Source organism: Streptomyces sp. SudanB25_2051, assembly GCF_964272635.1.
Taxonomy (GTDB): domain Bacteria; phylum Actinomycetota; class Actinomycetes; order Streptomycetales; family Streptomycetaceae; genus Streptomyces.
This window is the reverse complement of the sequence record NZ_OZ186787.1, coordinates 2,805,167-2,823,133: the sequence shown is the minus strand read 5'-3', so window position 1 is coordinate 2,823,133 and position 17,967 is coordinate 2,805,167. Positions and strand designations below refer to the sequence as shown.

Sequence of the window (17,967 nt, the reverse complement as noted above, 5' to 3'; positions counted from 1 at the left end):
TCGACGCGACCGCTTCCCGACCCCGACACCCTCAGGCGGTACCCCATGCCCAGAACCACGCTGCGCCAGCTGTCCGGCCTCTCCGACGCACCCGCCAAGCTCGCCGACTCGACGCTGGTCCTGATCGACTACCAGAACACCTACACCACCGGCGTGATGGAGCTGGAGGGCTGGCGGCCGGCCCTCGACGCCGCGGCGGCGCTGCTGGAGCGCGCCCGCCGCGAGGGCGCCCGGATCATCCACGTGGTCAACGACGGCGGCGAGGGCACGCCGTACGACATCCGGGCCGAGATCGGGCGCATCCATCCCGACGTGGCGCCGGCCGACGGCGAACCGGTCGTCGTGAAGAAGGTCCCCGACGGTTTCCGCGACACCGAACTGGGGCGGCTCGTCGACGAGGCGGGCAGGGACGAGCTGGTCATCGCCGGGTTCATGACGCACATGTGCGTGGCGTTCACCGCGCAGGGCGCGTTCCTGCGCGGCCACCGGGTCACGGTCGTGGCCGACGCGTGCACGACGCGGTCGCTGCCGGTCGGTGGTGCGGAGGTGGGGGCGCGGGAGGTGCACCTGGGTGCGCTGGGGACCGTCGCGGATCTGTACGGGGTCGTCGTCATGTCGCAGGCGGAGCTCGCCTGAATGAGCCGGGGGGCCCGGTGGCGCCCGTGACCGCCCCGGACCCCCCTCCCCCCAGGGGCCCCCGCCCCCTGCACCCCCCTGCGCCCGCTCCCCGACGAGGCCCGCGTGCTGACGGGCCCCCGTGCCTTGTGGGTCACCCATGTGCGGCGCCTGCCGCGGCTGCTGCCGCTGTGGGCATGCGTTCCGCCCCGTTGTGGGCAGTCGTTCCGCTGGGGCGATGGGGGTCCCCCCTGCTCGAGCGAAGCCGAGAGCTTGGGGGAGGGTGGGCACAACGGGGTGCCCCGCCCGGGAGGGTGCCCCCTTGTACGGTGCGCGCGGGAACGGGCACCCGCCAGGTTCCGCTGTGCCCACCCGTTCCGCCCCAAGCGGAACGACTGCCCACAGCGGCGGCCCGCAGGGCACACGGCCTCGTAAGGCAGCCGGGCCAAGGGACCGCCCCTGGGAAAGTGCGGGATCAGCCGAAGCCCAGGGGGCCGCCCTCCGCATGGGTGCGGGTTCAGCCGAGGCCCAGGGACCGCCCCCTGGATGGGCGCGGGTTCAGCCGGGGCGCAGGGGGTGGCCCCCTGGAGGGTGCGGGTTCTGTCGGGGGTTCAAGCGGCGGGCGTTACGCCTTGCTCACCGCTGTCAGGATTTCCGGGAGGCGCTGGTGCGTGCGGGTCGCGGCCACCCGCAGGCCCGCGAAGACCAGCAGCGCACCCCACACCACACCGGCCGGCAGCAGCGCCCACGGCGACGCCGACGCCACCCGCACCCACACCGCCGCCCCGATCAGCGGCGCGCACAGCACCACCGCCAGCAGCATCCCGCCCATCATCGAGCCCCACGCCAGCCCGCCCTGCCCGGGCGCCGCGTTCTTGTACGCGCTGTCCTGCGGGATCGAGTACGGCAGGTACGCCGACGCCCACGCGCCGACGCCCAGCATCGCGCCGAGCAGCCCGTACGACAGGCCCAGGCCCTCCGGCAGCGCCCCCCAGTCGCCGAGCACCGCGACGGTCACGAACACCACCAGCGTCGCGTACGGCAGGGTCACCAGCAGCAGCGCCAGCGCCCGCGCCCGCAGCTCCAGATACGCGTCCCGCCTCGACGAGATGGTCATGGCGACGATCCAGAACGCCGAGGTGTCCTGCCCGAACTGGTTGTACATCAGCGAACCCAGCATCGCCGCGGCGAAGCACGCCCAGTACACCGAGCCCGTCCCCTGCACGGCGTTGAACACCGGCACGATCAGCCCCAGCGCCAGCGCCGTCACCCAACCCGACTTGGCCTTCGGGTCCCGCCACGCGTACCGCAGCGCCCGCTGCACGACCGCGCCCGTACGGCCCTCCGGCAGCAGCCGCGCCCAGCCCGCACCCGCACCGGGACGCTTCCGGTCCGCGTCCCGCGCGGCCGCCGCGACCGTCGATCCGTCGGGCGCCGTCATCAGCTTCGTCAGGCTCCGCTGCCACCAGTACAGCAGCGCCGCCAGCGCCCCCGCCGACAACAGGAGCTGCGCCACCGCCGTCCCGTACTCGCCCCGGCTCGCCGCGTCCACCGCGCCGACCGCCGACGCGGGCGGCACCCACCGCACCAGGTCCGCGACCGGCTCCAGCCGGGAGAGGCCGCCCGCCTGGCCGAGCCGCTGCGCGCCGAAGTTCACCACCTGGATGCCGATCGCCACGACCAGCCCGCTCAGCAGCGCCAGGTCCCGGCCCTTGCGGGACGTCAGCAGCCGGATGTTCGCCGCCGCCACCGCCCGCGCGAGCGCCAGGCACACCAGTAGCACCAGCGGCACCGCCACCACGGCGACGGCCACCGCGAACGCCCCGTGCGCCACGGAGATCCCCGCGCCCACCGCCAGACACAGCGTGAACAGCGGGCCGATGCCCACCAGCGACGCCACCAGCAGCGCCCGCACCAGCGGCCCCGGCCGCAGCGGGAGCATCACCAGCCGCGACGGGTCCAGCGTCTCGTCACCGCTCGGGAAGAACAGCGGCATCACCGCCCAGCCCAGCGCCGTCACGGCGGTCAGCAGCACCGCCAGCGTCGCCGCCTGCGCGTGCCCCCGCAGCAGCACAAGGCCGAGCAGCTGCCCCGCCGCGAACAGCAGCGCGAACACCATGGAGACGACGAACATCGCCGTGCGGCCCGACGACTGCCGCAGCCCGTTGCGCAGCAGCGACAGTTTGATCCGGACGAACGTGGAGGTCAGCGTCCCGGCGGGCGCGCCGGCCGGGTGCGCCGCCCTCATCCCCGTACCGAAGGCACCCGACTCGTACGTCACCGGGCACCGCCCAGCCAGTCCAGGGACTCGCCCGTGTCCCGGCCCGACGCGCCGACCAGCTCCAGGAACGCCTGCTGGAGCGTGGGCGCCTCGCCCCGGACCTGTGCCAGCGGGCCGTGCGCGCGGATGCGGCCCGCGGCCATCACCGCGACCCAGTCGCACAGCGACTCCACCAGCTCCATGACGTGGCTGGAGAAGACGACCGTCGCGCCGGAGGCCGTGTACCGCTCCAGGACGCCCCGGATGGTCTGCGCCGACACCGGGTCCACGCCCTCGAACGGCTCGTCCAGGAACAGCACCTCGGGGTTGTGCAGCAGCGCCGCCGCCAGCCCGATCTTCTTGCGCATGCCGGTCGAGTAGTCGATGACCAGCTTGTGCTGCGAGCCGGCCAGGTCCAGCACGTCCAGCAGCTGCGTCGCCCGCTTGTCGACCTCGGCGCCCGGCAGCCCCCGCAGCCGGCCCGTGTACGCGAGGAGTTCACGCCCCGACAGCCGCTCGAACAGCCGCAGCCCCTCCGGCAGCACACCGATGCGGGCCTTCACGGAGGCGGGGTCCTGCCACACGTCGTGCCCGGCCACCTCGACGCGCCCCTCGTCGGGGCGGAGCAGCCCGGTCACCATCGACAGCGTCGTCGTCTTGCCGGCGCCGTTCGGTCCGACGAGGCCGATGAACCGGCCCGCGGGCAGGACCAGGTCCACCCCGCCGACCGCGATCTGGTCGCCGAAGCGCTTCCACAGCCCTTCCACCCGCACGGCGGGCGGCGTCGGCGTCCCGTCCGGGCCGCCCGCCGCGTCGTCTCTCCGGCTCTGCTCCGGCATGGTCACTGCCGCCTCCCGCTGCCCCGTCGGTCATCTGTACGAGTGCAGCCTATAAATCCGCAGGCAGGGGGCGCGTGGGGCGATTCCGGCAGTGTGCGGCGGCCCGGCGTTGCCGGGGTCCGCCACGAGGGGCGCCTCAGCGGGCGCGCGCCGCCGCCGCGTCCCGGCCGCACGCGTACGCCAGCGGACTGATCAGCTCCTCCGCGTCCGGCAGCCACCGGTTGGCGTGCGTCGGGCGGCGCACCCACTGCACCGCGCCCTGCCCGGCCACGCGCGTCGGCGGCGCCACCACGTACCCGCCCTCGCCCTTCGCGACCAGGTCGAGACCGGCCGGCGACCAGCCGAGCCCGCGGATCAGGCCCTCCGCCTTCGCGGCCGCGCCCGGCAGGGCGAAGAACACCATCCGCCGGTCGGGTCCGCAGGCCACCGGGCCGAGCGCCACGTCCATCCGCTCCATCCGGGCCAGCGCCAGGAACCCGGCCGACTCCGGCACGTCGAACGCGTCGAACGTCCGGCCCGTCGGCAGCAGGATCGACGCGCCGGGGTGCGCACCCCACAGGCGCCGCACCGCGGCCGGACTCCCCGTGGCCTGCGCCGCCCAGTCCGGGCGGAAGGGGTGCGCGCCCGGCGCGGCGCACGCTTCGTCGCCGCAGGAGCAGCGCTCCAGGCCGCCGTCCGTCTCCAACCACGTGCCGGGGAACACCTCCCAGTGGCGTTCCTCCGCGTACCGCACGGCGTTGTCCAGCAGCGGTTCCCCGCGCTGCTGGGGGATGTGTGCGGCCTCCGTGACTCCCTTGGTCTCTTCCACGGACAGCACAACTGTCCACCCCACGGGTGGTTACGGGGCGCAGAAGTGAACCGGGTGGTGCATCGGACGGGCACGCGGGGCGCATGGGTGCATGTGCGGGGGCGCGCGGGGGCGGCGGGAGCGGCGGGCGGGTAGGCAGGGTCGGGGACGTGGCCTCAAGGGCGTCGAATCCGGTCACAGCCGGTCATCGACGGTCATTGCGGTCCACCTACGGCAAAGCCTGAGGAAAGTGGCGATTGCCGTTGATCTGGTATGACAGCGTCGCGTTCCGCATTCTCCGGACATCAGCCGGGCAGTGATCGGGCGACTGATCGCCACCGGCACCTCAGGGGGTAGTCATGGCAGCGAGGCCGCTCGTCGCCCGTCAGCCGAACGAACGGCTGCAGGCACTCATTCAGGAGGCAGGGTGCTCCAACGCCGGGCTCGCCCGCCGCGTCAACATGGTCGGCTCGGAGCGCGGGCTCGACCTGCGGTACGACAAGACGTCGGTGGCGCGCTGGCTGCGCGGACAGCAGCCGCGCGGCCGGGCGCCGGGCATCATCGCGGAGGCGCTCGGCCGGAAGCTGGGCCGCACGGTCACGATCGACGAGATCGGGATGGCCGGCGGCAGGAACCTGGCCGGCGGCGTGGGCCTGCAGTTCTCGCCGACCGTGGCGGGCGCCGTCGAGCAGGTCTGCGAGCTGTTGCGCAGCGACGTGGGGCGGCGGGACTTCCTGTCGGGCTCCGCCGTCGCGGCGTCCGCGCTGGTCGAGCCCAGCCGTGACTGGCTGATCACCGGGCCCGACCCGCAGGTGGCCCGCACGGCGGGCGCCCGCGTCGGGCTGGCGGACGTACGCGCCGTACGGGCCATGACGGAGGCGCTGGTCGAGCTGGACCACAAGTTCGGCAGCGGCCATGTGCGGCCCGTGGTGGTCCACTACCTCAACAGCGTCGTGTCGGGGATGCTCGCCGGGTCGTACCGGGACACGGTGGGGCGCCAGTTGTTCGGCGCCGTCGCGCGGCTGACGGAGCTGGCGGGGTACATGGCGGTCGACACGGGCCAACCGGGCCTGGCGCAGCGGTACTACATCCAGGCGCTGCGGCTCGCGCAGGCGGCCGGCGACCGCGCGTACGGGGGTTATGTGCTGGCCGCGTCGATGAGCCATCTCGCCGCGCAGCTCGGAAACCCGCGGGAGATCGCCCAGTTGGCGCGCGCCGCGCAGGAGGGGGCGCGCGGGCACGTCACACCGCGCGCGGAGGCGATGTTCCTGGCGGCGGAGGCGCGGGGCCACGCGCTGCTGGGCGACGCGCGGACCTGCGAGGAGGTCGCGGGGCGGGCCGTCGCGGCGCTGGACCGGGCCGACCCGGAGTCGGGCGACGACCCGGCGTGGATCGCGCACTTCGACCACGCCTACCTCGCGGACGAACTGGCCCACTGCCACCGGGACCTGGGCCGTGCGGACGCGGCGGCGCGGGCGGCGGCGGAGGCGCTGGAGGGCCACCCGGCGACCCGGGCGCGGCGGCGCGCGATCGGGCTCGCCCTGCTGGCGGCGGCGCAGGTGCAGCAGCGGGAGGTCGAGCAGGCCTGCCACACGGGGGCCCGCGCGGCCGAACTCCTTTCCACCGTGCGGTCGTCGCGCGGCGCGGAGTACCTGGAGGACCTCCAGGCGCGGCTCGAGCCGTACCGGGACGAGCCGGCGGTACGGGAGTTCGCGGCCCGGCTCGAGCCGCAGGCGGCGTAACGATCACACCCGTGTGCGAGGGCGGCGGGGCAACCGGTAGCGTGAGCCGACGCTTCCGTAGGTTCACATGTAGGAGTCCCGGTGACGCAGAGCGGACACGGCCAGGAGGGCCAGTCGTGGGGCCAGGCCCCTGGCCAACCCTGGGGGCCGCCGCCCCCGCGGCCCGCGCCGGACGAGGACCCCGCCACGCAGTACCTGCGGCCGGTTCCCCCCGCGTCGGCGCCGCTGCCCCCCGAGCGGGGGCCGGTGCCTCCGGAGAGCCCGGCGGAGTCGACCGCGTTCCTGGGCACCGGTTTCGGCGCCCAGCCCGGCCAGGGTCAGCCCCAGCCGCCTCAAGCGGCCCCGCAGCCTCCGCAGTACCAGCAGCCCCAGCCCCACCAGGCCCCGCAGCCGCCGCACTTCCCGCAGCCGCAGGCCCCCCAGCCGCCCCACCAGGCGCAGTACGGCTACCCGCCCCAGCAGCCCCAGGGGTATGGCTACCCGCCCCCGCAGGCGCAGCAGCCCGGCTACGGCTATCCGCCCCAGCAGCCCGGCTACGGCTATCCGCCCCCGCAGGCGCAGCAGCCCGGATACGGCTACCCGCCCCCGCCCCAGCAGCCGTACGGCCAGCAGCCACCGCACCAGCAGCCCGGCGGGCCGCAGGGCCACCCGCAGCAGGGCCACGCCCAGCAGCCCGGTGGGCAGCGGCAGCCGGACCCCGACTCGGAGGCCACGCAGTTCATCGCGCCCGTGCCGGGCAACAGCGGGCCCCCGGCCGAGTTCGACAGCCTGTTCCGCGACGACCGGTCCGGCGCCACGCAGCAGATGCCCCGCATCGACGCGCACGCCCCGCAGCCGCCGTACGGCCAGGCCCACCAGCCCCGCCCGCCCCACGGGCACCAGCCGCCCCACGGGCACCAGCCGCCGTACGGGGGCCCGCAGCACGGCGGTTACGACGACTACGACGAGCCGCCGCGCCGGTCCTCGAAGCTGCCGCTCGTCGCGGCCGTGGTGGTCGGGTGCGCCGTCGTCGGGCTGGGCGCGGGCGCCCTGCTGAGCGGCGGCGACGACAAGGCCGACGACAAGGCCGACGTTGCCGCCGTCTCGTCCCCGGTGCCCGCCTCCTCGGCCCCCGCGTCCTCCGAGCCCGCCCCGGACCCGGCGAAGGCGCAGGCGGAGGAGTTGGACAAGCTGCTCGCGGACAGCAACGACAGCCGCGACGCGGTGATCCGCTCCGTCGAGAACATCAAGAAGTGCCAGCAGCTGGACAAGGCCGCAGCCGACCTGAAGGCGGCCGCGGGCCAGCGGCGGGAGCTGGTGAACCGGCTCGGCGCCATCCGGATCGACAAGCTGCCGGACCACACGAGCCTGTCGGCGTCGCTGACCAAGGCGTGGCAGGCGTCCGCCACCGCGGACGACCACTACGCGGCCTGGGCGCTGCAGGTGAAGAAGCCCAAGAACTGCAAGGACGGCAAGGCCCGCAACACCGGCAGCACCGCGCAGGCCGCCGTGGCCAGCGGCGAGGCGACCACCGCCAAGAAGGAGGCCGCACGTCTCTGGAACGGCATCGCCGAGACGTACGGCCTGACCAAGCGGCAGCCGACCCAGCTGTAGGCGGGGCTCAGTGACGGTCCGGGTCCGGGGCGCCCGCCCGCACGGCGGGCGCCGCGGACCGCTACGACGAGTGGGCGTCCAGCAGGGTCTGGCCGACGTCCACGAAACCGGTCCGCTGGGCGACCAGGCGGCCCTTGCGCACCACCTGGAAGGTCACCTCGTGGTTGACGAGCCGGGGGAAGCCCGGCGTGCCGAGCATGTCCTCGTACCGCCAGCGCAGCGTCGGTGTGAGGCCGCCGGTGTCCACCCGCAGACCGCGGTCGAGGGTGAGCGCGATCTTGCCGGGGGTCACCTCCTCGTCGCCGATCTCCTCCACCACCCGCTTGAGGACCGTGTACGCGATCCAGGTGGTCTGCACCCCGGCGTCGGCGGGGTCGATCCGGTTGTCGCCGAAGGCGTGCTCGCGGATCACCCGCCGCATCGGCTCCCAGCGGGTGTCGCCGGGCTCCGGGTACCAGCCGGTGATGTAGGCGCCCTCGAACGGGCCGGACGCGCCGCCGGTGCGGTCCACCAGCAACTGGTCCACGCTGCCGAGGACGGACGAGATGCGGATGTCACGGCCGTCCGACGAGAGCCGGCGGAACGAGTCGAAGAAGTGCGCGGTCCGCTCGCCGAGCGCGGCGGTGACGCAGCCGCGCTCCTCGCCGGCCCGCGAACGGGAGCGGGTGGCGACCGCCGTGTACTCGCCGGCGTCCTCGGCCGCCGGGATGTCGTAAGCCTCGCGCTGCTTGGCCTGCGCCAGCCCGGAGTTGAGGAGCCGGTGGAGGTTGTCGCCGGCGATCGTGTCGGGGCGGACCAGGGAGACCCGCTCGCAGGTGGCGGCGAGCTGCATGCCGTTGCCCGCGAGAAGGGCGACCTGGCCGCCGTTGACGGGATAGGAGAGGTAGCTGGTGAACTCCTCGTCGGACAGGCCGTAGCCGCCGATGTAGGGGATGTTCGCCGCTTCCAGGGACGCCATGAAGGCGCGGCCGTGCTGGCTGTACGAGCCGACGACGGCGGCCACGCCCTCCTTGACGGCCTTGCGGGCGCAGTTCGCGGCGCCCGTCGCGCTGTTGCCCTCGTTGCACGTGATCACGCGCAGTTCGTGCCCGGCCAGGCCGCCCTGGCTGTTGGCCCAGCGTGCGTACGCCTCGGCCATGGCGGGCATTCCGGGCATGTTGGTCGCTTTGGTGTCTTGGGGTGCCCAGGTCATCACTGTGATGGGCTCCCTGGAGCCCCCCGTGGCTCCAGGGAGAGCACCACAGCCGGCGAGGAGGGACGCCGCGACGAGAGCCGTCGCGGCCCTGGACGTGAGAGTGGTGGCAAAGCGTCGCCTGCCGTTACCGGTCATGGTTCCGCACACTTCCCGCTCATGGGTAACGCGGGAGTGAGGGTGGTTCAACGGTCGGTGACGTGGAGGTGAATTGCGGGGGCCGTCGGGCGCGTACGGTGGAAGACGTACGATCCCCGCGCCCCGGCGTCCCGTCCGGTGCGCGCGTCCCATAGCTCGTCCGGGCCGGGTCCGCTAGGACCGAGCCCACAAGGTGAACGCAGATGAACTCTTCCCGTCGCGGCCGTCGCTCCTCCACCATGGGCGGCATGCCCCTCACTGACATGCCGTGGTGGCGCTGGCGCGCCAATGTGCGCTCCGCGCTCCACATGCTCTCCGATCCGCGCTTCCACCAGGAGTGCTGGCTGGCGGGCGCCGACGGGTACGGGGACGTCACGGACGCGGTCTACCGGCTCGTCGAGGACACCTGGCTCGACAACTGGTCGGCGGAGAAGTACGTCGGCGCGATGTTCCGCGACTCCGGCGAGGCCCAGCTCGTGGACCTGGCCGTGCTGCGGGTCCTGCGGATCATGCACCAGGTCGGCCCGGACGCGCCCGTCTCCGCGTACCTGGACCACCCGGGCTGGCCCGAGGCCGTGCAGGCGGCGCGCGACGCCCATGTGCGGCTCTCCGTCAACGACGGCGAGGACCCGGACGTACCGCCCAGGCCGCTGCACGAGCTGCGCACGCTGACCGGCGCGGCCTAGAGCCCGGCGGGCGCCCCGCGACGGGGCGTCCCGGCGCGCGGGCGACCGGGGGCGGAGGGGTCCGGGTGGCGGACGCGGTCGCCGGCCGTCGTGCCCGGTATGGCATCCTGCCAGGATGACCGACCAGTATGTCCTCACCCTTTCCTGCCCCGACAAGCAGGGCATCGTGCACGCCGTGTCGAGCTACCTGTTCATCACGGGATGCAACATCGAGGACAGCCAGCAGTTCGGAGACCGCGGCACGGGCCTGTTCTTCATGCGGGTGCACTTCTCCGCCGAGGCCCCCGTGACGGTCGAGAAGCTGCGGGCCAGCTTCGCCGCGGTCGGCGACTCCTTCGGCATGGACTGGCAGATCCACCGCGCCGACGAGCGGATGCGCGTCGTGCTGATGGTGTCGAAGTTCGGCCACTGCCTGAACGACCTGCTGTTCCGCACGCGGATCGGCGCGCTGCCGGTGGACATCGTGGCCGTGGTGTCCAACCACACGGACTTCGCCGAGCTCGTGGCGTCGTACGACATTCCCTTCCACCACATCCCGGTCACCAAGGACACCAAGGCGGAGGCCGAGGCGCGGCTCCTGGAGCTGGTGCGCGGCGAGAACGTCGAGCTGGTGGTGCTCGCCCGGTACATGCAGGTGCTCTCCGACGACCTGTGCAAGGCGCTCAGCGGGCGGATCATCAACATCCACCACTCGTTCCTGCCGAGCTTCAAGGGCGCCAAGCCCTACCACCAGGCGCACGCGCGCGGTGTGAAGCTGATCGGCGCGACCGCGCACTATGTGACGGCCGACCTCGACGAGGGCCCGATCATCGAGCAGGAGGTCGAGCGCGTCGGCCACGAGGTCACCCCGGAGCAGCTGGTGGCCGTGGGCCGCGACGTGGAGTGCCAGGCGCTGGCGCGCGCGGTGAAGTGGCACGCGGAGCGCCGGATCCTGCTGAACGGCAGCCGCACGGTCGTCTTCGCCTGACGGACGGTCCCCGCGCGCGTGTCACAGGCGGCCCGGCCGTCCCGTCCCAGGGGATGACATCGGATCGTCCTGTCGGGAGAACGCCGTGAACCTCGCTCTGTGGATCGTCGCCGGACTGCTCGCCCTCGTCTACGTGACCGGTGGCGTCGGCAAGCTCGTCGTGCCGAAGGAGAAGCTGGTCGCCATGGGGCCCAGCGCGGAGTGGGCCGAGGACTTCAGCGCCGGCGCCATCAAGGCCATCGCCGCCCTCCAAGTGCTGGGTGGTATCGGCCTGGTCCTGCCCGCCCTGCTCGGCATCGCGCCGGTGCTGGTGCCGCTGGCCGCAGTCGGCCTGGTGCTGATGATGACGGGCGCGGCGATCGTCCGGCTGCGGCGGCACGAGAACAAGCTGGTGCTGGTGGACCTGGCGTATCTCGCCCTGGCCGCGTTCGTGGCGTGGGGGCGCTTCGGTCCGGAGGCGTTCACCGCCTGACACCGCGGCGGGACGCGCGGCCGGGCTCGTACGGCGGCGGGGCGCGGTGGGGCTCGTACGGCGGCGGCGGGGCGGGCGGCCGGGCTCCGGTCTACATCCGGCTCAGGGACGCCGCGGTCTGCAGCACCTCGCGGATGGCCTGCCGGTCGCCGTCCTGGCCCGCCGCGACCTCCTCGGGCGTGAGGTGCCCGGCCACCAGCTGGCAGAACTCCGGTCCCTCCAGCACCACCAGGGCCACCTGGCGGCTCCGGGCACGCCAACGCCGCCGGGGAGTCCAGCGGCACGTACCACCGGCCGCCGCCCGCGCCCTCCACCTCCAGCCGCAGCGAACGCCCCGGCGCGCCCGCCTCGACCAGCGCGTGCGCCGGGCCCGCGAGTCCGGCGCGGCGCCGGTCGGCCAGCGCGGCCGGCAGCAGCCGCACCGCCAGGTCGATCATGCCGTGCAGATGCGCCCCGGAAGGCGGCTCGTACGGATAGGCCACGGCCGCCGCGATGTCGTCGGCGTGCACCCAGCACTCGAAGGCCCGCTCGATCAGCGCGTCGCGCAGCGGCAGCGAGAACGGCCCGTACGGCACCGACAGGTCCGTCGCCCCGTGCCCGGCGAACGACACGGTCCGCACCAGCGTGTGCGCCTGGTCCCGCCACGGGTCGCGCATGCACCCCACGCCGCCGTCCTCCGCCAACGCCCGCCAGAACGCCTCCGTGCGCTCCACGGGACCGGCCGCCGTCCGCACCCGCTCGTAGCGCGCCGCCGGATCGCCGAGGCCGACGGCGGCCGCCACCAGGCCGTCCACCGCGAGGAGATGGCTGATCACCCCGGCGACGGTGGTGGGCCGGCCGGTCTGTGCGCCGTCCGCGTACCAGCGCAGCGTCACCGGCGTGTTCCACTCCGCGGGGCCGATGTCCTGGAGCAGGGCGTCCAGCCGCGCGGTCTCCGCGTCGTACGGGCTCACCCAGTCCGGCACGGGGATGCGCGCCGGACGGCGGCCCAGGCAGTTCTCCAGGACCCGCGAGCGCAGCAGCGGGTCGAGGTCGAGATCCCGCTCGTGGTGCAGCAGTCCCACCGCGTCCCGCAGCCGCAGCGCCTCCTCCGCGCACGGCGCGCACTCCGTCAGGTGCGCCTCGACGGCCGCGGTCTCCTCGGCCGAGCACGCCGACAGCGCCCACGCGCCGAGCAGCGACCGCAGCAGCGGATGGGGCAGCGGCTCCGCCTCGCGGGCCGCCGCGTCGGGCTCCCGCAGGGCGCCGTGCGCGCGGCCGCCGCCCGACTCGCCGCCGGTGGGCGCGGTCACAGCGGTGACCCTCCGCACCCCGGCGGCGATCCGTCCGCCGCCCGGGTCTGGTGCGCGGTGGCCAGCAGCTGGAGGCCCAGCCGCAGCCGGCGCCGCGCCTCGTCCTCCGTCACGCCCAGGTGCGCGGCGGTCTGCCGGTAGTCCCGCCGCTGGAAGTACGCCGACTCCAGGGCCGTGCGCAAGGGCGCCGGCATCGCCGTCACGATGTAGTCCGCGCGGGCCGCGACGGCCGCCCGCCGCACCCGCTGCTCCAGCTCCTCCGCCGAGCCCCCGCCGCCCTCCGCCAGCGCCCGCGCGCCGCTCTGCCGCAGCCGGTACACCGACTGGTGGCGCGCCAGCCGCGCGATCCACGCCCGCAGCGAGCCCTCCTCGCGCGGGTCGTACGCGTCCGGGTTCTCCCAGACGTATCCGAACACCTCGCGGGTGACCTGGTCGGCGGCCCGCTGGTCCTCCAGCACGCGGTGGGCGGTGTTGTGGACGAGCGAGGCGAAGCGGTCGTACAGCTCGCCGAGCGCGGCCGCCTCTCCCCGCGCCAGCCGCTGCTGCATCTTGCGGTCCCAGCGAAGCGGTGTGTCCATGGGCATTCTTCGAATGTAGTGCGAGTGCCACGCGACGCACCGGCCTTTGGGCAAGTGCTGGCATCTCGGCCGGGGCGATGGTAAGGAAGCCGCCAACCTCGGCCCCGGGTGTTTCAGACGTGGTGGATGGGGCAGCTGCGACGGGAAGAACATCCTCCGGATGGTCCGTTTCCCGGCGAGGAGAGGTCGCGGCGCGTGATGCTGAGCGTGGAGCGAGCCGAGCGGGGCGCCTGGACCGTGCTCAGCGTCTCCGGTGAGCTGGACCTCGTGTCGTCGCCGGTGGTGCGGCGGCTGGTGCACGACGCCGTCGCGGACGGCCGCCACGATGTCGTACTGGACCTGTCAGGGGTGCGGTTCTGCGACTCCAGCGGCGTCGGCGTGCTCATCGCCGCGCGCCGCCTGCTGTACTCCTGCCGCGGCCGGCTGCGGCTGATCCTCCCGGCGCGCGGCGCGGTCGAGGGCTCCCACGTGAACCGGGTGCTGGCGGCGCTGGGCGTGCGACGGCTGTTCGAGGTGTACCCGGACGTGGAGTCGGCGGCGGGCCCCGGCGGGGCGGCGCCGGCGGGTGCGGACCGGGTGCCGGGGCCGGGTGCGGACGGCGCGCGGGATGCGGGCGGGACGCCGGTGGCGGATGCGCCGCGAGGTCCTATCGGCGCGGGACGGGTGGTCGCTCCCCGTACCGCCGCCGACGCACGTCACGTTCGGTGAGCGGATCGAGGTGTACGGAGGGCGGGACCGCGGGTAGACCACGCGGGGGCCGCTCACGTCGTCCGGCGTGCGGGGCGGTCTCCATGGTCGCGACCGAGTGCTGGTGAGGCGGCTGTTGCGGTTGCGCGCTCGCGTTCGACTGGGCGGAAAGTGCGTCGCACAGTATGCACCAGCCGTACTCCTTCGCGCTGGAATATGCCCGAAGCGCTTGTTCCGGTGACTGTACGTCAACCATGCTGAGCGCCCAAGGTTCGCTGTGGCGCGAGGCGATGTGTCCGCCGGTTCGGATGGTGTGAGCGGTGCAGGTGCTTCAGGTTGAGTTGGAGATCGGGCCCGACCCCGCGGAGGTGGGGCGGGCCCGCAGGTGGGCGCGGTCACGACTGGCCTGCCCGGGGATAGCGGTGGACGAGTCGCTCGCCGACACGCTCGTGCTGCTGATCTCCGAGCTCGTCACCAACGCCGTGGTGCACACCGGTTGTCCGGCCGTGCTGTCCCTGCTGTTCGGCCCGGGGGGCGCGGGCGCCGGGATCGTCCGGGTGGAGGTGGCGGACCGCAGCGACTGCCCGCCCCAGCAGCGCAGGGCCGACGGGGCCGACACCCACGGCCGGGGGCTGGAGTTGGTGGACGGGCTCGCCGACCGGTGGGGCTGGCAGCCGGAGGGCCGCGGCAAGCGCATCTGGTGCGAGGTCGACCGCGCGGCTCCGGCGGTCGCCCCGGCGGCGGTCCGCGAGCCGCAGCCGTACCGGGCGCCGCGTGCCGTGACGAACACGGCGTAACGGGCTTTTGTGTGCATACCAGTTGACGGAGCGGCGGTCGTCTGCCCACTCTGGGATCAGTGACCCGTGGCGAGGGGACGCCGAGGGCGTGCCGTCACGCCCTCGGCGAGTGCGGGTCGCCGGTCCGGCGCCGTAGCCGGTGCCCGGGTGCCAAGTGCCGCGCACCGGCGCCCGGTCGCCAGGCCGCCGACGCCGGGCGGGGTGGCGGCCGCCGTGCCGCGCTCGGGGCGGACACCGCGGACCGCCACCCGCAAGGCCGTCAGAGCCGCCCCGCCCGAGCGCCGTTCGGCGGACAGGAGGAGGATCGCCACGAGAGGGGAGATCCTCATGGACGCAGAAACGTGGCAGCGCCTCTACGGTCCGCCCCAGCCGGCCCGCCGCCGGCCCCCGCGGCCCCGCCCCGCCCCACCTCGGTCCGCCTCACCCCGGTCCGCGCAGCCGCCGCCGGTGCCCGGCAGTACGGGCTGGTATGCCCGCGGTGCCCTCGTCGCGACGTTCGCCATGGGCGCCGAGATCGTGGTGCTGATCCTGCTGCACCAGATGTCGCTGTCCACCGGGGAGTCGTGGGCCCTCCCCGTCAACTACGGCTTCGGGCTGGTCGTCCTCGTCCTGCTGAGCCCGCTCCTGCTCCTGCTCTGCGCCGGCCTCGCCCTCGGGGCCGCCGTGCCGCTCGTCGAGCTCGCCGAGTGGACCGCGAGGCGGCTGCGCCACCGGGACGCCTGGTGGTGGCTGCCGCTCGTCGCGGCCGTTCCGTGCGGCGTGCTCGTCATGGCGGTCGCCCTGCCGTTCGGCGCGTGGCGCGGGGGGCTGTGGTGGTGGGCGGGACTGACGGTGTTCGTGACCGTGCCCGCGCTCACCGCCCGGTGGGCGCTGCGCCCCGAGCCGCGCCATCCGGTGTACGCCCTGGGTCTGACGACCCTGGGCGGGGTCGGGGCGGTCGTCCTGACGATCGCCGGCGGGTACGCCGCCTTCGCCACGGGCCTGGTGGACACCTACAGGCCGCCGGAGCTGACGCGGGAGACCGTCGTCGGCACCTGGTCCGACGGGGAGGGCGGCACGCTGCGGATCGCCGCGGACGGCACGGCGACCGCGAGCGGTGTCCACCGCTACGAGGAGGACCGGCCCGGCCGGTGCGCCGGGGCGGGGACCTGGAGGGTGTCCGGCGGCGACACCCTGAAGCTGCGCATCCCCGACTGCGGCGACCTGGAATGGGAGGCCCTCGGCACGCCCGAGCAGCCGAGGCTGTACTACTTCATCGGCGACCCGGACGCGTGGAACCTGTACGAACTGCGCCGCGCCGACGACTGAGCCCCGGCCACCGGGGCGTTCAGCCGTCGGTGGGCGGGTGGCATACCGCGCGGGCGCCGAGTGCGACGGCGCCCTGGCCCCGTTCCCGTACGACCAGGGGGTCGACGGCCAGCTCCGCGAGGTCGGCGCCCAGTTCGAGGGCGATGCGCTGGACCCGCAGGACGGCCTCCACCAGGGCGTCCACGTCGAGCGGCGGGCCGCCCCGTACGCCGTTCAGCAGGCGCCGCACCCGCAGCCCGTCCAGTGCGGTCCGCGCCTCGTCCTCCCCGAACGGCGGGACGCGCACCGCCGAGTCCGGGTCGGCCTCCGCGAGGATGCCGCCCGTCCCGACCGTCACGGTCGGCCCCAGCAGGGGGTCGTGGGCCATCCGGACGGCCATCTCGACGCCGCGCTCCACCATCTGGCAGACCAGCACGCCGTCCAGCTCGACGCGTTCGTACCGGGCGATCTCCGCGAGGTCCCGGTAGGTGTCGCGGACCTGGCTGGCGGAGGTCAGGCCCACCCGGACCAGGCCCAGTTCGGCGCGGTGCGCCAGGTGCGGGGCGGACGCCTTCAGCACGACCGGGTAGCCGACCTGCGCGGCCGCGCGGACGGCCGCCGCCGCGCTGGTCACCAGCTGCTCGCGCGGCACGCGGATGCCGTACGCCCGCAGCAGCTGCTTCGCCGCGTGCTCGCTCAGCCGGTGCCCGGGCCGCAGCAGGCTCCCCGCCTTGCGGGCCGAGGGCGACGGCGTCTCGGGCAGGTCCGCGTAGGGGGAGCGGTAGGCGGCGCGGCGCCGGTGGTGGGCGGTGTACGCGGTGAGCGCCGACAGGCAGTTGGCGGTGGCGCGGAAGGCCACGACGCGGGGCGAGCCGAGGAGCGTCTCGCGGTAGGCCGGCTCGGTGCCGGACGTGGAGCCCCAGACGACGCACACGGGCTTGCCGGACGCCTCCGCCGCATCGACGAGGGCGCGGGCGAGGCGGTCGGTGTGCGGCGGGTCCGCGGCCGGCACGGGGCAGACGAGGACCCCGACGGCCGGGTCGGCGAGCACGTCGGCGGGTGTCCCTCCGGGGCCGCGGGTCTCGGCGGGGAGCCCGGCGGCGCGGGCGAGCGCGGTGAAGGGGGCGGCCGCGCCGCCGCGGCCGTCGTCCCACACGGCGACGCCTTCCGCGCGGGGCGGCCGGGCGCGGGCGAGGAGCGTCGCCGTGTCGCGCAGCTCGTCCGGCGAACCGACCGTGACGACGCCGTACTGGCGGAGGGCCGCCTCCAGGACGGGGGTGACGGGCGCGGCGAGGGCGACCACGGGCACGCCGTGGCGGGCGGCCCGGTCGGCGGCCCGCAGCAGGGCGGGCGCGTCCCGGACGGGGCCCAGGTGCAGGGCGATGGCGCCGACGTCCGGCCGCGCGGCGCAGTACGCGACGAGGTCGGCGGCCGTCAGGTCGGCGGCGGCGCCGGTGAGCGCCCAGTGCGAGACGCGGACGCCCTCCTCCTGGAGGGCGAGCAGATGCCGCGCCTGCGGGCCCGTCTCGGCGACCACGGCGATGCCGGGTCCGTCGAGGTCGTCCCGCATCGGGGTGAACTGGTCGGCGCCGGTCGGCCCGAGGACCCGTGTCGTGCCGCCGCGCAGCCGGTCCGCCGAGAGGGACGCGCCGAGGACCACGGCCAAGGGGACCTTGGCGTCGCCCAGTTGCCGTACGACGGGTAACGCGTCGCCGCCGAGCACGACGGCCAGCTCCGCGTCCCCGGGCAGTTCCGCGATGGACGGCACGGCCGTGACCCCGTCCCCGGACGGGCCCCGCACGGCGTACACCCGCGCCCCGATCCCGGCGGCCCACCGGATGACGGCGTCCCGCCCGTCACCGGACCCGAACAGCGCGACGGCGCGCGGCCGGAACAGCGCCCCCAGCTCCGGCACCGGGCCCTCCGGCACCGGTCCGGGCACCGCCGCATCCGGCGCTCCGGCGAAGCCGCCCCGAGCAGACCCAAGAACCACTTCGCCGCCTCCCGCCCGTCGCACAGCCGACCCCGAATGACG

The 17,967-nt window shown here is 74.9% G+C and carries 14 protein-coding genes and 2 pseudogenes; 9 read left to right on the top strand and 7 right to left on the bottom strand.

All coding sequences use genetic code 11. The features are described 5' to 3' along the window. Positions 1–45 precede the first annotated feature (45 nt). Positions 46–636, top strand: a complete 591-nt coding sequence (locus ACSUPT_RS12435; protein ID WP_436944270.1) for an isochorismatase family protein — start codon at positions 46–48, stop codon at positions 634–636. A gap of 604 nt (positions 637–1,240) precedes the next feature. Here ACSUPT_RS12435 and ACSUPT_RS12430 read toward each other — a convergent pair. The 3 genes from ACSUPT_RS12430 to ACSUPT_RS12420 form a co-directional block, all read right to left on the bottom strand. Beyond that, entirely contained in the window at positions 1,241–2,863 is a 1,623-nt protein-coding gene (locus tag ACSUPT_RS12430) for a transporter (protein ID WP_436944268.1), read from the bottom strand. A gap of 29 nt (positions 2,864–2,892) precedes the next feature. Further along, positions 2,893–3,714 (bottom strand): ABC transporter ATP-binding protein, encoded by an 822-nt coding sequence (locus tag ACSUPT_RS12425; protein WP_351964492.1) that lies wholly within the window; start codon positions 3,712–3,714, stop codon positions 2,893–2,895. Between the two features lie 136 nt (positions 3,715–3,850). Beyond that, entirely contained in the window at positions 3,851–4,531 is a 681-nt protein-coding gene (locus ACSUPT_RS12420; protein ID WP_399218865.1) for a bifunctional DNA primase/polymerase, read from the bottom strand. Between the two features lie 329 nt (positions 4,532–4,860). On the opposite strand from ACSUPT_RS12420, the gene ACSUPT_RS12415 reads away from it, so the two are divergent. Both ACSUPT_RS12415 and ACSUPT_RS12410 read left to right on the top strand, forming a co-directional pair. Next, complete coding sequence (locus ACSUPT_RS12415; protein ID WP_436944267.1) at positions 4,861–6,243, top strand: transcriptional regulator; 1,383 nt, start codon at positions 4,861–4,863, stop codon at positions 6,241–6,243. Between the two features lie 81 nt (positions 6,244–6,324). Then, a complete protein-coding gene (locus ACSUPT_RS12410; protein ID WP_436944266.1) occupies positions 6,325–7,836 on the top strand; it encodes a hypothetical protein in 1,512 nt (503 codons plus the stop codon). A gap of 61 nt (positions 7,837–7,897) precedes the next feature. On the opposite strand, the gene ACSUPT_RS12405 is transcribed toward ACSUPT_RS12410, so the two are convergent. Next, the gene (locus ACSUPT_RS12405) at positions 7,898–9,166 is read right to left on the bottom strand and encodes an ABC transporter substrate-binding protein (protein WP_365725888.1); all 1,269 of its coding nucleotides are present in this window, start codon (positions 9,164–9,166) and stop codon (positions 7,898–7,900) included. Positions 9,167–9,369: 203 nt separating this feature from the next. On the opposite strand from ACSUPT_RS12405, the gene ACSUPT_RS12400 reads away from it, so the two are divergent. From ACSUPT_RS12400 to ACSUPT_RS12390, 3 genes are all read left to right on the top strand, one after another. Then, positions 9,370–9,852, top strand: a complete 483-nt coding sequence (locus tag ACSUPT_RS12400) for an SCO4402 family protein (RefSeq protein WP_436944265.1) — start codon at positions 9,370–9,372, stop codon at positions 9,850–9,852. 115 nt (positions 9,853–9,967) lie between these two features. Beyond that, positions 9,968–10,819, top strand: coding sequence for a formyltetrahydrofolate deformylase (purU, locus tag ACSUPT_RS12395; RefSeq protein WP_351964486.1), 852 nt, complete (start codon positions 9,968–9,970; stop codon positions 10,817–10,819). Positions 10,820–10,904: 85 nt separating this feature from the next. Then, positions 10,905–11,291 (top strand): DoxX family protein, encoded by a 387-nt coding sequence (locus tag ACSUPT_RS12390; RefSeq protein ID WP_361664501.1) that lies wholly within the window; start codon positions 10,905–10,907, stop codon positions 11,289–11,291. 91 nt (positions 11,292–11,382) lie between these two features. On the opposite strand, the pseudogene ACSUPT_RS12385 reads toward ACSUPT_RS12390, so the two are convergent. Together ACSUPT_RS12385 and ACSUPT_RS12380 are read right to left on the bottom strand one after the other, a co-directional pair. Then, positions 11,383–12,613 (bottom strand): annotated as a pseudogene (locus ACSUPT_RS12385) (maleylpyruvate isomerase N-terminal domain-containing protein). Next, positions 12,580–13,167: an RNA polymerase sigma factor gene (locus ACSUPT_RS12380; RefSeq protein ID WP_351964484.1), complete on the bottom strand. Its 588-nt coding sequence runs from the start codon at positions 13,165–13,167 to the stop codon at positions 12,580–12,582. Before ACSUPT_RS12380 ends, ACSUPT_RS12385 begins: the two are co-directional and overlap by 34 nt. 192 nt (positions 13,168–13,359) lie before the next feature. Between ACSUPT_RS12380 and ACSUPT_RS12375 the strand changes: the two are divergent. From ACSUPT_RS12375 to ACSUPT_RS12365, 3 genes and pseudogenes are all read left to right on the top strand, one after another. Continuing rightward, positions 13,360–13,704, top strand: a pseudogene (locus ACSUPT_RS12375) (STAS domain-containing protein); the annotation flags it as partial. 464 nt (positions 13,705–14,168) lie between these two features. Continuing rightward, positions 14,169–14,645: an ATP-binding protein gene (locus ACSUPT_RS12370; protein WP_436944264.1), complete on the top strand. Its 477-nt coding sequence runs from the start codon at positions 14,169–14,171 to the stop codon at positions 14,643–14,645. A gap of 447 nt (positions 14,646–15,092) precedes the next feature. Beyond that, a complete protein-coding gene (locus ACSUPT_RS12365; RefSeq protein ID WP_436944263.1) occupies positions 15,093–15,953 on the top strand; it encodes a hypothetical protein in 861 nt (286 codons plus the stop codon). Positions 15,954–15,972: 19 nt separating this feature from the next. On the opposite strand, the gene ACSUPT_RS12360 is transcribed toward ACSUPT_RS12365, so the two are convergent. After that, positions 15,973–17,874, bottom strand: a complete 1,902-nt coding sequence (locus ACSUPT_RS12360) for an acetate--CoA ligase family protein (RefSeq protein ID WP_436944262.1) — start codon at positions 17,872–17,874, stop codon at positions 15,973–15,975. Positions 17,875–17,967: the final 93 nt, after the last annotated feature.

Excerpts from the sequence above, each read along its gene's own strand:
- ACSUPT_RS12415 (WP_436944267.1), top strand. The coding sequence starts at position 4,861 with ATGGCAGCGAGGCCGCTCGTCGCCCGTCAGCCGAACGAACGGCTGCAG.
- ACSUPT_RS12425 (WP_351964492.1), bottom strand. The coding sequence starts at position 3,714 with ATGCCGGAGCAGAGCCGGAGAGACGACGCGGCGGGCGGCCCGGACGGG.
- ACSUPT_RS12435 (WP_436944270.1), top strand. The coding sequence starts at position 46 with ATGCCCAGAACCACGCTGCGCCAGCTGTCCGGCCTCTCCGACGCACCC.
- ACSUPT_RS12430 (WP_436944268.1), bottom strand. The coding sequence starts at position 2,863 with ATGAGGGCGGCGCACCCGGCCGGCGCGCCCGCCGGGACGCTGACCTCC.
- purU (WP_351964486.1), top strand. The coding sequence starts at position 9,968 with ATGACCGACCAGTATGTCCTCACCCTTTCCTGCCCCGACAAGCAGGGC.
- ACSUPT_RS12400 (WP_436944265.1), top strand. The coding sequence starts at position 9,370 with ATGAACTCTTCCCGTCGCGGCCGTCGCTCCTCCACCATGGGCGGCATG.
- ACSUPT_RS12380 (WP_351964484.1), bottom strand. The coding sequence starts at position 13,167 with ATGCCCATGGACACACCGCTTCGCTGGGACCGCAAGATGCAGCAGCGG.
- ACSUPT_RS12405 (WP_365725888.1), bottom strand. The coding sequence starts at position 9,166 with ATGACCGGTAACGGCAGGCGACGCTTTGCCACCACTCTCACGTCCAGG.